Genomic DNA, 15,274 nt, shown 5'->3' with positions numbered 1-15,274 from the left:
CTTGTGGGGCATAATGCACACTATCATATAAACAAAATGCCGGTACAAATGATTAAATTGTATTGGTAAGAAAATTGACTGATAAATACTGTGTTAAACACCAGACAAATATGGAGTTGGAAGAGCTATTGGTAAAGAAGTTGATCAATAAGAGCATTTATCACCCCATATATGGCGAAATTGGGGAAATTAAAGGGTTTCAGAAGCATCAGGATCAAAAATATATAATTTTCAGGGAAAGAAGTGTCGCCAACCTTACGGAAGAGCAGGATGTACTCAGAGCCATCCCGTCAAAGCTTTTTTATTTGCATCTCAAATCAAACGAATTAAGAGTGAATTTCGGACCACAATGGATATCAGAGGCTCCGAAGTTTACACAAGAGGAACTGGAAAGTAACGAAGAAGAGGTGATGTCAAACGTCAATGACTACTATAAGAACAACTCTCTGTGGCAAGGAAGCACCCTGAATAATAAGGGGTCAGACTAAATTTCTGTGAGACACTAACATTCCAAATTAGGATTAAATTGCACTAGACGCTGGATTCTGAGTTCACTGGTAATCTTCACGCTACAAAGATCAAAAATAAATCTCCTGCGCAAGCCGGTAGGTGTTGGCGTGCGCTTCTACAATTATCTTGATATCTTCGGAGTACCCTCCCCCCATTGAAGCAACCAGCGGTATATTTCGCTCTTTTGCACATTGCAAAACCACTTTGTCCCGATCCCTGCAACCTGCAATGCTTAGATTCAATCGGCCCAGCTTATCCGTGCCCAAAACATCAACTCCTGACTGAAAAAACAAAAAGTCTGGCTGAACCTGATCCAGAAGATTTTTGAGGTTTACTTCAAGGGTATTCAGGTAAAAAGCATCCGTAGTGCCATCCGGCAGGGCTATATCCAGATCGCTGCACTCTTTGTGCAACGGGTAATTATTGGCGCCGTGCATGCTAAAGGTAAATACCCTGCTGTCGTTCTGAAATATCTCTGCAGTGCCATTTCCCTGATGGACATCAAGGTCAACAACCAATACTTGTCTGGCCAGCTCATTATCCAGCAAATAATTTGATGCAACGGCGATATCATTAAGCAGGCAAAACCCTTCGCCTCTATCAGAGAATGCATGATGGGTCCCTCCGGCAATATTCATAGCTATGCCATACTGCAGTGCATAAAGTGCGCACTGAACCGTGCCATTTAAAATTGTAATTTCCCTCTCCACCAATTGCCGGGAAAGCGGAAAGCCTGTCTTTCTGATCTCTGACCTGGACAGCGAAAGATACTTTAACTTGTCCCAATACAAAGGGTCATGGGTGCGTAGGATCAGGCTTTCATCAGGTTTTTGCGGACTAAAAATGTTTTTGTTTCCAATGGTTCCCTCATAAAGCAATTGCTCAGGCAGCAATTCATACTTGAGCATAGGGAACCTATGGTTTTCAGGCAACGGATGGCTGTATATATCTGACCAGGCTATTTTTAACATTTTACGGGCTATCTTCCAGCAAGCTCAGGAGGCTTGACATCTGTGGATTTGCAAAATTAGGCAGTATAACCTGAACGGTAGTACCTTTTCCGGGCTCTGAGGCTATATGTATCTGACCTCCAAGCTTTTCCAGCACATTATGAACAATGTAAAGGCCTAGTCCCGAGCCTTCAGAGTTCTCCGAGGCACGATAGAACATATCAAAGATCTTGCTCAGGCTTTCGGCAGGTATGCCCTCGCCATTGTCTTCTATCATAAGCACCAGGCTTTCCTCGGTCACATCTGCTTTAATCTTTATGTATTGATCAGGATTTCCTTTTACCTGGTATTTTACGGAATTGCTGATAAGATTATTGAGTACAACCCCTACCCTGACGGGGTCGGATTTGAACACACTGTCTTCACTAACTTCCACCGAAACGTTAATTTTATCAAATTTAACAGGGTCAATCTGCTCAATGGAGGCTTCAATCATCTTCTTGATGTTGATTTCCTCTATTTGTCCTTTGATCCTGCCATTTCGCGAGAAGGTCAGCAGATCGGTGATGAGTTTATCGAGCCTCTTTATGCTTACCTCTACACGACCCAGGATTTTAAATATATTTTCCCTGGATTTCTCCAGCCCTGCAATATGGATCAGCCCGAGGATGGTCCTTAAAGGTGATCTCAGGTCATGGGAGGCATGGTAAACAAAGTTATCAAGTTCAAAATTCACTTTTTGCAACTCAATGAAATTTTTCTTCTTTTCTGAGATGTCCTGTATTACACCTTCGAAGTATCCTTCTTTTTGGTTTAATCTGCCTGAAACACTGATCCACACAGAATAATTGTCTTTGGTAGAGATCTTTAGCTCACTATTTTCAATAAATCCATTGTTCAGGAGTGATCTCAACAGGCTCCACAGGTTTTCCGTTTTCTGAAAGTGCCGGAAAATGCTGTCATGAAAGACCGGGTCCATATTGAGGATATCCCAGGTCCTCTTGTTGGCTTGTATCACTTTGCCTGAATGTACATCTATCCTGAAAATGCCTACTATGGAGTTCTGAAATATATTCTGATAGTTTTCCTTGCTAAGCTTCAGGGCCCGATTGATCCTGAGCTGCTCTATCTCTTCTTTGCGCACCTGGGAAAGCAGGTGATTGAACCTGTCATAGAGGTAACCAATCTCACCTTTTTCATCATGCGAAATGCTTTGGGAATAGTCATTATGAATGGCTATATCTTCGGCAAAATCGGCCAGCCTGGTTATCGGCTTCGAAATATAACCTTGCAATTTGTTGGTAAAAAATACGGACAGGATAACAATGATCACAAATATAATCAAAAGGTAGACCACATCTTTTCTCACCATCTGGCTAACAATGGCCTTCGGCACCAGGAGCAGGACTGTGCCGTAGTTCTCTGCTTTGTACTCTACGGTTTTACTAATTTGAAAATACTGCTCACTGTTAAGTAAAAGCATTGCTGTGTCTGCTTCTGTAGCCTGATCTCCTTTATAATACGCAAACAGGGAGCTGTCTTTGTTCAGTATGTAGGCATGACTGATTTCAGGTATACTGGCCACCTTCTCTATAATATCCTGTCCACCGTTCTGGTCTTCGAAAATCAACGGCCCTACACAATACTCACTGATAAGCCTGGCAGTAACATCCATTTGGTTGAGTACTGCTTCGCGGCTATTGTAGTATGAGTAATAGCTATAAAATGAAAAACTAATTAACAAGGCAGATATGGTCACCGACAAAATTATTGCCGTTAGTTTATTCTTTATGGTTAATTTTTTAAAGAACAACATTATATCTTCTTTATAATTCTTGCTGCTTCCAACAAACGAAAATCCACATCGAGGCCACTGGATTTAGCCGCCGATACATTTAACTCAAACCGTACCTTATTATGTTCCAGATAAAAATTGATTATAATACCTTTTTTAGCAAATCCCTGGGTATCGCCAATGGTGAGTATGGGCTTTGACTTTACCTTGTCCAGCACCTTATCCAGATCTTTGGCCTGTTCGGCATTGACAAAAAGGATGTTACAGGTCTCAAGGCTATCTATTTTATCAATAACCTTTATTTTAACCGGCTTGTTCTTGATAGTCCTATTTTCATATATGTCGAACAGGTATTGATTAATGTCTCCATTCCCTAAAATAGTAATGGTAAAATAATCCAGGGTATCACTCGTAGGCCATTCTATGAACTTTGAAAATTTCTCAAGCCAAATGCTTTTTAAGCGTGTTTCTCCAATCTGGGCCGGGGCTTCGACGTTAAGGAAAAGGAAACACAAAATAACGGGGCCATATTTCTTCAAAAAAACCTTCATAGACACGATTCATTGTAAAATAGCACCAACTTTGTTTTATCAGAAGCTTCCCCTTCGCTTAATTTACAAACAAATGCTTTGATTTTTACCACTATAGATTCAATAAATTGTAGAGTCTCCTTTTTGCTAACCGTACAGAAGCTTTAAAATAACTAATAAGATAAATAATAAAACCTGAATTTGCCAACATTGCTACCCATCTCTTATACCAACTTATGTTCGCACTCTTTTTCTACGGGTTGTAAAAAAAAGGATGAGCCTTTGTAGCATCCTGTAGTATAGGGTAACAAATAATATCAGCGACATCAGCCATATAATCAGTATGTTGAAAAACAAGGTATCGATATAGGCTCCTGCAAAATGCTTTTTTGGTGCAAAAAATTTGGTCCTGAAATCGAGTGCATTAGCCGGCTCAAAATCTTCAAAATAGATCGGATAGATCTTCTGTACAAGCCGGTTGTCCAGAGCAATCACCCTGTAGGTACTGTTCGTATTCTGGACGGCGGTAACTATGGCATCATTCTGATATGTGAGCCTTAAAGAATCCAGCTTTTCAAGTCCCTGGGCGGCATTGGTCATAGCCTCTATCTTCTTATTTTTTTCGTCTACCGCTGCATTGTACCTGTTTACGTACATTTGCCTAAGTTTATTGAGAAATTCACCGGTTGAGACATAGGTTGCAGAATCAAACTCTTCCAGCACCAGCTTATCCAGGTGTGCAAATTTATCTTTACCAATGGCATTCAACTCCTTACCGATCTCATTTCGCAGCAGTTGCAGGGACTGCCTCATTTGATTGGCCTCAGGAGTCAGCCGTTTGGTCATATTGTTAAACACATAGGCAAGCTCTGATTCTAACCTGGGAATGTAGTATAACTTCTTGTATTCGGCATTAGCGGCATCCTTGTCCAGGTCATAAAACTGCTTTTCATATTCATTGTCCTTAAACTGCGTAACCATAGCTGCCTCAAAGGCCCATCGCGATGCCATAATTTCACCGATCAACGGTACCCCATCCATAGTGCTGACTCTGGGGTTGAACTTATCAAAATTGATCACTACCCCACTGAGAAGGAGCTGAGGGATCAGTAAAATCGGGATTAAAATGTAGATTGTGACCGCTGAATTAAAGGAGGCGGAAACATTAAGCCCCAACATATTGGCAAAGCAGGAGCTGCTAAATAGTATCAGCCAAAACCGCAAGCCCATCCCTTCTATTTCAAGAACCCAATTGCCAATAACTATAAATGATGCGGTTTGAACTGCACTGATGAAGAACAGAATAGCTATTTTTGATGAAAGGTAACTGCTCCTGCTCAGGTTCAGGAACCTCTCCCGCTTCCTGATCTTTCGGTCCCTGAAAATCTCCTCTGCACTTACCGTAAGGCCCATAAAAAGGGCCACAATGATACTCATGAAGAAATAAACAGGAATATTGTCATTTTCATAAAAGGAGTAAGAGGCATTTTCGGTTTCTATTGTACCGTAGTAGCGCACAAGGAAGGCCATGAAGAATGCCAATATAGGGGCCTGCAGGAAATTAATGACCATATATTGGGTATTGGCAATCTTTGAAAGCACGTCACGCGTCATGTAAACACCAAACTGCCGGAACCAATTAGGTATCTCCTGCATTACTTTGATCCGTTCCCTGACATGCTTAAGCTTCGGAAGTTTGATTTTCTCCCTGAAATACTGATACCACTGTCCCGGTGAGACTTTTCTGGTATTGGTCAGGCGCCCGTATTCATTGACCACCTTGGTTTCGATGATGCCAAATATTTGCTCAGCATTGATGTTACCGCACTCCGGGCATGCACTTTGATTTTTGTTGGCAGCATTGATGATCTCCTTAAAATAAGTAACGGCCTCAATGGGATTGCCATAGTAGATCTGCAAACCGCCTACATCAAGTATAATCAAACTGTCAAACATCTTAAAGATATCGGACGACGGCTGATGTATAACCACAAAAACCATTTTACCGCGCAAAGAAAGCTCTTTCAGCAGGTCCATGATGTTCTCCGAGTCCTGCGACGACAGCCCTGAGGTTGGCTCATCTACAAAAAGTACACTGGGTTCACGAAGAAGCTCCAGTCCTATGTTTACCCTTTTCCTCTGACCACCGCTGATAGTTTTATCCAGGGGCGACCCTACTCTGAGATTTTTAATGTCCATTAGCCCCAGGTTCATGAGTACCTTATCCACCAGGTCTTCCGTTTCTTTCTGCGTATACTGTCCAAAGCACAGACGGGCAGAATAATAAAGGTTCTCAAATACGGTAAGCTCTTCTATAAGCAGGTCATCCTGTGGGATATAGCCAATTACACCTTCCACTTGCTCAGGATGCTCGTAAATATCAGTCCCATTGATGAGGACACGGCCGCTGGACGGCTTTTCAGAGCCATTGATAACACTTAGCAGGGTGGACTTTCCAGACCCGCTGGCACCCATAATACCGATAAGCTTCCCTCCCTGTTCACTGATGTTTACATTTTGCAGACCGGCACGACCGCTTTTGAAATGATAGAAAAGGTGCTCTCCTGTAAAAGTTATTTTGCTCTCTACCTGCCCCTGCAAAAACTCACTCACCACATCGCTGTAGTAAATGGTATCAATTTTATTTCCTCTTATGGTGCTTCCGGTCGGGAAAATATCTATTTTCCTACTCTTTAAAGGGATACCGTTCAGGGTGAGTACAGAGATGCCCAGGTATTTAATAAAGTACGTTTCAATATTGGAAAGCCTCAAAATGGCTATCAAACCGGTCAGGTTTTTAGCCACCAGCCTTGGGCCATCAAATTCATATTCCCCGGAACCTTCGTCGATGATCAGCACGTCCTTGGAGGCCAGATCTTCCAGGTCCTGTCCGGTAACGAATTTACGGAGTGAGACCATATCGCGGCGGGATATTTTCAGGGCTTCACCGATATAGAAAATGAGGTTTCCCTGCCTTTCGGATATTTCGTTATCTGCAAAAACAAGCTCTATGATCTTAATAACCAGCACCACTTTCTGTTGCATGGTGAGCGCCCGGTTCACCTGCTTGCTTATGGCCATGATCCTGCCCCAATCACCAACAAACTCCAGGGTATCATCATCCAGGTTCAGGCCTTCCCTTTGTTCCAGGTCATTTTCACAGCAGTATGTATCAAACAGGTTCAGGTAAAAGCCAATGGCTTCCTGGTTGAGGTGTACAGACAGAAACTCTTTTATATTGGCACGCTCATCTTCAGTTACCCTTTCCTTGGCAACAATCGCAAATAACTGAATGATAGCTTTCAGAAGTTCCTCACTCATGTATGGGTGTCCTTCGTTTTAAAAGTAAAAGGTTAAATAATAAAAGGTTACTCTGCAAAACAATAGTAACCGCAATTAAATTTAAAAAGCAGCAATGACTATTTCTTGTCTCGCTTTAGCTCCACGCTTCTGAAAAGCAAATCGGACGACTGTAGTATTTTGTTTTTCAGGTTTGCAGGGTAGTCATTGTGCTTGTATAAAAATTGCCTTACTTCATCTACAGCTTTCTCTGAACTATGCCCGCTCAGTGTGTTATTGAGCCAGCGTTTCGGGAAAAATATATCCCCTGTAACCTGGATTTCTCGTAGCATCTCCAAACTGGGTGTAATGTACTTCACTGCATGCTCAGCTCTCAGAGGATGATGTAAATAGTTAAGCGCTTCAAGCACCCATGCTTCATTTTTCCTGTTTTTGACTTCTTTCAGGCTCTCAAAAAATGTATCACGCACGGCCGCGTCTGCCGAGAGCGCCGGCAGGATAAAATCAAATTTCTTTTTACGGTCAGGGTTGGTGATCCGCTTTCCCTGCTCCGTGAGTATGCTTTCGTAACCTTCGACCTCCCTTACGGCCAGCTCATAGGCAAGGCTTGTAAAATCCTTCTCAGAAAGTGGCAACCCTTCCATTTCCATTTCCTCATTCCATATTTTTTTCAATATCAATACGCCATTTTCCGATATGGCAACAGACTTCAACGAGTTAAAATAGGTGGACTTCAGGTTGATGGAAGGTGCATGCAGCATCATGTTGAGCAGTATGCCTTCCAGCCTGGGCGCAAGCTCTGCACGATTTTCATCGGTAAGCATTTTCCAGTAAATGGTATAAATAACTCCTGTAATATATTCTGTTATCAGTGCTTCCTCTTCCTTAGGAAGGCTCTCAATAGCCTTGTGTATCAATTTCTCCGGTGTCAAATGACCTCTGAGCACAGCTTCATAAAGGTTGATCCATATGGCTGCTCTTAAAACCGGATCTGCAAAACTGTCAACATTTCTGATGAGGTACTCCTTGGAGTCACCATTCATACGGAAGTAGCCATAGCCCAGGCCACCACCATTGATAAAGAGGTACTCGGGAAAAGGCTCCCCTTTAAAATCAGGTTTTTCCTTGCCTGTAAGCAGGTCTGCCGGTTGATACTTTGCTGTATCAGGGTAACCCAGTAACACATCAAGGTCCTGACGCCACCAAAGGTCATCATCCATTTCCATTTGTTCATTGGTCGACCAGATATTCATTTTTGATATGTCCTTTTCATTCTTACTCCTGATGAGGTACTGTACCACCGGCATACCTGCTGATTTCACCCAGTGTTCATCCCACTTTTCAATGTCAAAAGGAGCATCATTGGCCAGTATTTTGATGAGGTCGTCCCAATTTGCATTATCAAATGCGTAACGGTCAAGATATTCACGGAGGCCTTTTTTAAATTTCTCATGCCCCAGCCCTTCTTCAAGCATCCGCATTACAATGGGTGCCTTTTGATAAATAATCGCACCGTACAAAGTGCCGGCATCTTTAAGGTTGCCCAGGTCTTGCTGAATAGGATGTGTACCCATGGTGCGGTCTACACTGTATGCACCTGGATAATGAGCTGTCAAAAATTGCAGGTCATGGTTCACCTGAGGAAAACCTGGATTTACTATTTTGGAAGCCATCAGATTGGCAAACACTTCTTTGAGCCATACATCATTGAACCACTCCATGGTAACCAGGTCCCCAAACCACATATGGGCAGTTTCATGGGCAATTAAGCGGCCACGTCCCAGCTCCTGGTTAAGGGTGGAAGACTCATCGAGTAGCAGTGCAGAGGCATTATACAATACAGCACCCGGATGCTCCATACCTCCGTATTGGAACGACGGTATAAGCACAAAGTCAAATTTCTCAAAAGGCATCTTTACGCCGGTGTAGTCCTCCATCCAGTCCAGTGACTTCTGGTGCCAGTCAAATATGGCATCCACATTATTGGCAAGTTTGACCGAATCAGTTTCCCGGTGGTACATATTGAGCGCCCATCCGTTTACATTTCTCGATACCATCTTGAAATCGCCAACTACAAATGAAAACAGATAGCTGCTGATCAGCGGTGTTTCCTTGAATACGTAGGTTGTTTTAGCTCCGGTATCATCTTTCGATACCATACTTCCATTGGTAACAGCCTTCCATGCAGAGGGGATGGTCAAGGACAATTTGTAGGTGGCTTTTAGGTCCGGCTGATCAAAAAGGGGAAAGCAGGTGGAAGCACGGTCAGGAACAAAAAGCGTATAAAGGTAATCTTCATAGCGGTTTAATGATTGCTCCCCTGCATCAAACTGAATATCAATAACGTTGCTTGGTTCTAATAAGTCAGCCGGTATCACAATATGCTCTTTTTCCCAATGAATGTCGATGGTATTACCATTTACATCCATTGCCTTTAACTTTTCCGGGGCAGCGTTGAAATCCAGCAACAGGTCGTCTTCTGTATCTTTCAAATCAAAAGATATACGGGCGGTGCTATGGATCGCATCATTTCTGTCTTGCGGAATATCAAAATACAGATCATAGGTAATGTTGTCAATGATCGACTCTCTATGATGAGCCAACTCCTCTGAAATACCCGGCACCAGCAGGTTTTCATTTTTGTCAGAGCATGAAATATGTAATGAGATAATTATTAAAAAGGCAAATATTCTATAACGGCATAGTGTCATACCATAAACATAAAAAATAAATTCAACACTTTGTATTTATTTAAATCAGCCTTTGGTTTTTGATCATTCCTGAAGGGGCTATACGCCATCAACGTTCAGCAATCCCACTTTAAACCAGAGGCTCTGTATATTGTTAAAGGGGTGAATATATCACATAAATATTCTATATAAGCGTCATGCACATCAAAAAAATCGGACAGGTCTTCGTAGATTCTTATAAGTTGTTAAAGGTGAACCAACCTTTACTTTTAGGAGCCTCTACGGCCTTTTTCACCCTATTTTCACTTGCTCCAATCATCATTATTATTCTAAATGTACTCAGCCTTTATTTTCAGCAGGAAGAGATCTCCGACCAGCTTTACAGCCGTATTGAAACCCTGTTTGGCAGTGGCACTTCAGAGGAGATCAGCAATATAGTCAATAATTTCAGGGATCAGGCTAGTAGTGTATGGATCACCATCGGAGGAAGTGTATTCCTGGCCTTTGTGTCAACCACCCTCTTTCATGTGATCAGGCAGGCATTTAACCACATCTGGAATATCCGTCTTAAGAAAACCCGAAATTTTGCCTACACCCTAAAACAGCGCACGCAGTCCCTGCTCATCATCTTCGTTGGCGGATTACTGTTTGTGGCTTCCCTTTTTGCCGATACCGCTGTGGCGGTACTGGAGGGTTACCTTGATAAAATAATCCCCTCGGTAGATGCGTTGGTGATCCGTGGGGTCAGCTTTATCCTGTCACTTTTGGTAGTTACCCTTTGGTTTACCATTTTACTAAAGTACCTGCCCGATGCGCGGTTAAAGGGAAAAGATGCCATTATCGGAGGTTTTGTCACTGCCGTATTATTCAACATTGGTAAATATATACTCGGCAGGTTTCTAATCACGGATAACCTTAACGATATCTTCGGGGCATCAGCCTCCATTATGTTGCTCCTGCTTTTTATCTTTTACTCGTCACTCATTATGTATTATGGAGCCGCTTTTACAAGAACCTACGCCCGCGCCCTGGGCTCCGACATACAGCCCAAAAAGAATGCAGAACTATATACAGTGTCAGTCGCCAGGGAATAACAAGGTTTGTCAATAAACCGACACAATGTACCGCATTGCTATCACTAATTTTGACCTACTAAAAAACAAAACCAATGAAAAACATACTATTTATACTGATAGTGACAGTCTCGGCCTGTGCAAAACAGTCGTCGAAAGAGGTACCTGGTACAACGGCTGATAGCCACGAAGAAGACACCACATCATATCCTGAACTATTGCAAAAAGCGCTAAAGGCTCATGGAGGACTGGAGCAATGGAAAACCTTTAACAGCGTAAAGTACAACCTGTCCACAACCCTGGGCAGTGAGAAGCAAGAGACACAACTCATTGACTTGAAATCGAGAAAGGTGCTGATTACCGGTGATAACTACTCTCTGGGTATGGATGGCACTAATGTATGGGTTGCTCCTGACAAAGCGGCTTTTGGGGAGATGCCTCCCAGATTTTATCACAACCTTGTCTTTTACTTTTTCGCAGTACCTTTTGTATTGGCTGATCCTGGCATCCGATACGAAGACCTTGGGGAACAGACTGTAGCCGGCCGCACTTACAGAGCATTGAGGGTTTCCTTCGAATCAGGTGTCGGCGATGCTGACGATGACCTTTACATTGCCCACTTTAATCCGGAAACCTATCAACTGGAACTGCTGCTTTATACTGTAACCTATTTCAGTGGAGAAAAACATGAGAACTATAATGCACTTCGTTATACAGACTGGCATGAAGTGAACGGACTGTTTGCGCCGGCAGTAATGGAAGGACACAAATTTGAAGCGGACAGCATCGGTGAGCTAAGGTACAGGGCTGAGTTTTCAAATGTGCTATTCTCCGAAGAGGTACCGGATCAATCTATTTTCGAAATGCCTGAGAATGCCGAAATTGACAGTTTGCAGGTAAAGTGATAAAGATTAGCTGGCGTGACTGGCAAAACTACCTGTAACAAAATGCCGGAACCCTTCCGTTCCGGCATTTACCAATACACCTTGTAAAAAACAAAGTTGTTTCTCTATAGCAGGCTGGTAATATCTGTAACTCCGATGGTCCTGTTAACTGTAAAACCTTCTGCGTACTCCACACCAATGCTGTGGCCATATTCCTTTGCCCGCGCTTCGAGCAATTTCATAAACTCGGGATTAGAAATGAAAGTTTCTGGTTCATTACTTTCCGGGTCATGGAACTGAGATTTAAAAGCCTTTATAGCCTGCATTTTCACAGACCAGAACCCGCTGATATCGACTACAAAATCTGGCTGTATATAGTTACTTTGAATATAGTGATATACCGCTCTTGGACGCCATACAGGCAGCTCCTCCCCTTCTTCATCCTTTAGCTCTATGCGCCTCAGACCGGCCAGGAAGCAGGCATCTACAGCCAGTTTGGCTGCCTTTCCGTGATCAGGATGCCGGTCAGTAATTGCGTTGGCAAGAACAATATCCGGCTGGTACTTTCGTACAGCCCTGGCCACTTCCAACTGATGTTTCCGGTCATTCGTAAAAAAAACGTCCTCAAACCCCAAATTTTCCCTGATGGCAAGCTGCTGGATCTTTGCAGACTCCCGGGCTTCATGGTCCCTGACCTCAGCAGTTCCCCTCGTACCCATCTCTCCTCTCGTAAAATCCACCACTCCTACTTTATACCCCTTAGCAATGTGTGCCGCTAATGTACCGGCACAACTCAACTCTGTATCATCAGGATGTGCGGCGAACGCCAATATATCTAACTTCATAAATACCGGTTTTGATAAAACATCAGCTAAAGTAACCAAAAAAACCTCAATCAGGCAGTCTAAAGCAAATATTCAACGTTTAAACTTTATTTTTTTATTGAATTGAATAAAAAACGGACAAAGTTGAAACCTGTGGAGCCAATGGATCGGAAAATATAGCGTGCAATATGAGGCTTGCCGCTGAAAATCAGTAAACTGCGTCTATTGTTATTTTATAAGGGACTACCAACTACTATTAATAACTTTCTGTCAAACACAGAGGTAATAAGTTAGTGTCCCCGGGAATTTCTACTGACCAAAAAAAGGTCGCCTCAAAAACTTTATACCAACTTCCTTCCCTGTCAATCTCAAAGTTTATGAAGCAACCTTAAAGGTCAAAACTCAAAACAAAACCAATATTTTTATCTCCATGCCACGCTCAGGCAGTAATCTGTTATATCACGATAAGCCATATAGTCATGAACAGAATAGGATAATTCCAATCTGTTACCTGATATGCTACCCTCACCCTCTACATGAAAGCCTCCTACATCCTGATGCGGAATGTACAGGTAATTGCCTTCAACATCGGCAATTACATCGATACCTGCTCCGTAAAAATTCCTGAGAATGACTGAACCTGGTTCTCCATGCAGTGCAACAACATCAACATGGTAGTAACTGTAGGCACCAAAGGTCTCACTGTACTCTTCCACATCAAAAACTCCTAAAAAACGATCTCTTACGTCTATATGTACATGTGGCTCTTCCACTACCGTAAGCTGACAAGATGAAAGGGAAATCAAAATGATAACGGAAAATAGTAACTGTTTTTTCATAGTCGTAAGTTTTGGTTCTCACTTTATGCTAAACAATTATGAGGCCAAAACCCTGACAAGCCTAAAAATACTGATTCACAAATACTTACACAAAGGCAATTCCGGGTATTTATAGCTTACCATATACTTTATCATTCAACAGGAAGTCACCGGTTTCAGTAACTTCTATGGTAATTCTTGATTGAATGTTCTTATCCTTATCGAAGAAGTAGACGTAATAAAGGTGTGGCACCAGTTTTTCTTTCAGGTCTTCTGCAAAACCGAGATTAACATCAAACTCCATGGGCAATCTCAGTTTCCTGCTGTAAACCTGGTCTCCCTGATTATTAACAACTTTTACCCTAAAATCACTTTCGACGAGATTAAGCATGGCAATCTTTACAGAGACATACGGGAGTATATCACTGGACCTGTTATAATATTCGGTGTATGAAATTTCTCCTTGCGGTAGTGGCGGTTTGGTTTTGAAGTCATAGTCAAGCTTAAAATTGTAAGTTGTGTCTGGCCTGAAAGGCACCATATCCTGCCCATACATGGCTACAGGCGTCACCAAAAAACACATCAAACCTACCATAAATCTAATAATCGACATCATTCTGTCAATATAAACAAATAATTTCTGGTTTAAAATCCTGACGCATGGGATATCTTACGCAGAGTTTCTCACGTCAGTGATACATGACCTTTATCATGGACGTGAATGGGGTAAAATCATTATATTAAAAGTAAAACCCCTGTAAATTGGCTCTTGATAAATATTTAAAAGAACCAAGTCGCTTGCGAAGTGGACAACAAACGAAATTCAAATACAAAGAACCTGAAAAACATGAACCAGAATTCCTGCAAACCTTACACAGATGAAAATCAGAAGGAATATTGGGATAACCGGCTAAGGCTTTTCAAAAAAATACTGGGAACTCCGCAAAAGATAGGTAAAAAGACAACTTACAATCATTTAGATTTCTAATACAATGGCACATAAAAAAATTCTTGTTCCGATCGATTTTTCGAAATGCTCGAAAAATGCCTTGAAATATGCCATTCATATGGGCAAAAGAATGCCGGCTGACCTATTGCTGATGCATGCTTTTAGTATACCTGTTACACATGGTGAAATGGGGGCGGCTTCAATTGTAGGCACCCTTGTTTCGGGCATAGAAGAAGATATAGAGAGGGACTTCGCCCGGTTGGTGGATGAATTACCCGAACTGGCAGAAGTCAAATACGAAACCATAATCAAGCACGGCTCGGTGGTAGATGCTTTTATTCTGGAATCCAGCCATTTCAAGCCCGATATGGTAGTGATGGGCACCAAAGGCGCTCATGGTATTGATGAGGTCATATTGGGCACGAATGCTTATGCTGTGGCAAAGAACAGCAAATTTCCGGTGTTGATCATTCCTGAAAGTGCAGGTTACCGCCCCTTAAAAAAGATAGCACTGGCGAGTGACTATAAAGATGCACACCTTGGCCTTTTTGACCCTTTGCTCATGATAAACAATGTTTTTGGTGCTGAAATACACATTGTCCATATCAGTAAGGAGAATGATATAAGCCCTGAGGAGGCAGAAGAAGCCAAAAAAATGCAACGCTACTTTAAAGATGTTCCTCACCATTATCACTTACTACAGACCGATGATATTGAAGAAGGCCTGAACAGCTACTGTCATGAACATGATATTGACCTGCTTACATTAGTACCCCGCAAACACCAGCTATTTGAGGTACTGATGAAAGGTCGTCAAAGCAAAAAAATTATTTTCCATACTGAAATACCCGTGCTGGCTCTTTCTACGTAAAACACTGAATATTTGGCACATACAAATCACTAAGCAGTAAATTTGTTTATAGCAATTTGAGTAAATGGCTTAACTTTGAA

General features: G+C 42.2%; 12 protein-coding genes. 4 read left to right on the top strand and 8 right to left on the bottom strand.

Features of this window, described 5'->3' with window-relative positions; genetic code table 11:
- Positions 1-110 precede the first annotated feature (110 nt).
- Positions 111-488 (top strand): hypothetical protein, encoded by a 378-nt coding sequence (locus E1163_RS10950; protein ID WP_155171584.1) that lies wholly within the window; start codon positions 111-113, stop codon positions 486-488.
- Positions 489-578: 90 nt separating this feature from the next.
- Here E1163_RS10950 and E1163_RS10945 read toward each other — a convergent pair whose 3' ends face one another.
- The 5 genes from E1163_RS10945 to E1163_RS10925 all read right to left on the bottom strand — a co-directional run bounded on the left by E1163_RS10945 (position 579) and on the right by E1163_RS10925 (position 9,796).
- Positions 579-1,481: a histone deacetylase family protein gene (locus E1163_RS10945; RefSeq protein WP_155171582.1), complete on the bottom strand. Its 903-nt coding sequence runs from the start codon at positions 1,479-1,481 to the stop codon at positions 579-581.
- A 1-nt stretch (position 1,482) separates the two neighbouring features.
- A complete protein-coding gene (locus tag E1163_RS10940) occupies positions 1,483-3,276 on the bottom strand; it encodes an ATP-binding protein (protein ID WP_155171580.1) in 1,794 nt (597 codons plus the stop codon).
- The gene (locus E1163_RS10935) at positions 3,276-3,806 is read right to left on the bottom strand and encodes a YfiR family protein (protein ID WP_155171578.1); all 531 of its coding nucleotides are present in this window, start codon (positions 3,804-3,806) and stop codon (positions 3,276-3,278) included. Before E1163_RS10935 ends, E1163_RS10940 begins: the two co-directional genes overlap by 1 nt.
- Positions 3,807-4,019: 213 nt before the next feature.
- The gene (locus tag E1163_RS10930) at positions 4,020-7,106 is read right to left on the bottom strand and encodes an ATP-binding cassette domain-containing protein (protein WP_155171576.1); all 3,087 of its coding nucleotides are present in this window, start codon (positions 7,104-7,106) and stop codon (positions 4,020-4,022) included.
- Positions 7,107-7,204: 98 nt separating this feature from the next.
- Positions 7,205-9,796, bottom strand: a complete 2,592-nt coding sequence (locus tag E1163_RS10925; RefSeq protein ID WP_155171574.1) for a M1 family aminopeptidase — start codon at positions 9,794-9,796, stop codon at positions 7,205-7,207.
- 176 nt (positions 9,797-9,972) lie between these two features.
- On the opposite strand from E1163_RS10925, the gene E1163_RS10920 reads away from it, so the two are divergent.
- Both E1163_RS10920 and E1163_RS10915 read left to right on the top strand, forming a co-directional pair.
- Complete coding sequence (locus E1163_RS10920) at positions 9,973-10,869, top strand: YihY/virulence factor BrkB family protein (protein WP_155171572.1); 897 nt, start codon at positions 9,973-9,975, stop codon at positions 10,867-10,869.
- Positions 10,870-10,943: 74 nt separating this feature from the next.
- The gene (locus tag E1163_RS10915; RefSeq protein ID WP_155171570.1) at positions 10,944-11,753 is read left to right on the top strand and encodes a DUF6503 family protein; all 810 of its coding nucleotides are present in this window, start codon (positions 10,944-10,946) and stop codon (positions 11,751-11,753) included.
- Between the two features lie 104 nt (positions 11,754-11,857).
- On the opposite strand, the gene bshB1 is transcribed toward E1163_RS10915, so the two are convergent.
- The 3 genes from bshB1 to E1163_RS10900 all read right to left on the bottom strand — a co-directional run bounded on the left by bshB1 (position 11,858) and on the right by E1163_RS10900 (position 13,990).
- A complete protein-coding gene (gene bshB1 / locus E1163_RS10910; protein ID WP_155171568.1) occupies positions 11,858-12,577 on the bottom strand; it encodes a bacillithiol biosynthesis deacetylase BshB1 in 720 nt (239 codons plus the stop codon).
- Positions 12,578-12,978: 401 nt separating this feature from the next.
- Positions 12,979-13,395, bottom strand: coding sequence for a hypothetical protein (locus E1163_RS10905; protein ID WP_155171566.1), 417 nt, complete (start codon positions 13,393-13,395; stop codon positions 12,979-12,981).
- Positions 13,396-13,504: 109 nt separating this feature from the next.
- Positions 13,505-13,990 (bottom strand): hypothetical protein, encoded by a 486-nt coding sequence (locus E1163_RS10900; RefSeq protein ID WP_155171564.1) that lies wholly within the window; start codon positions 13,988-13,990, stop codon positions 13,505-13,507.
- Positions 13,991-14,366: 376 nt separating this feature from the next.
- On the opposite strand from E1163_RS10900, the gene E1163_RS10895 reads away from it, so the two are divergent.
- Positions 14,367-15,194 (top strand): universal stress protein, encoded by an 828-nt coding sequence (locus E1163_RS10895; protein ID WP_155171562.1) that lies wholly within the window; start codon positions 14,367-14,369, stop codon positions 15,192-15,194.
- Positions 15,195-15,274 lie beyond the last annotated feature (80 nt).

Source organism: Fulvivirga kasyanovii, from assembly GCF_009711405.1.
GTDB classification, from domain to species: domain Bacteria; phylum Bacteroidota; class Bacteroidia; order Cytophagales; family Cyclobacteriaceae; genus Fulvivirga; species Fulvivirga kasyanovii.
Note: the sequence above shows the minus strand (reverse complement) of the source record. Positions and strands in the feature narration are given on the sequence as shown.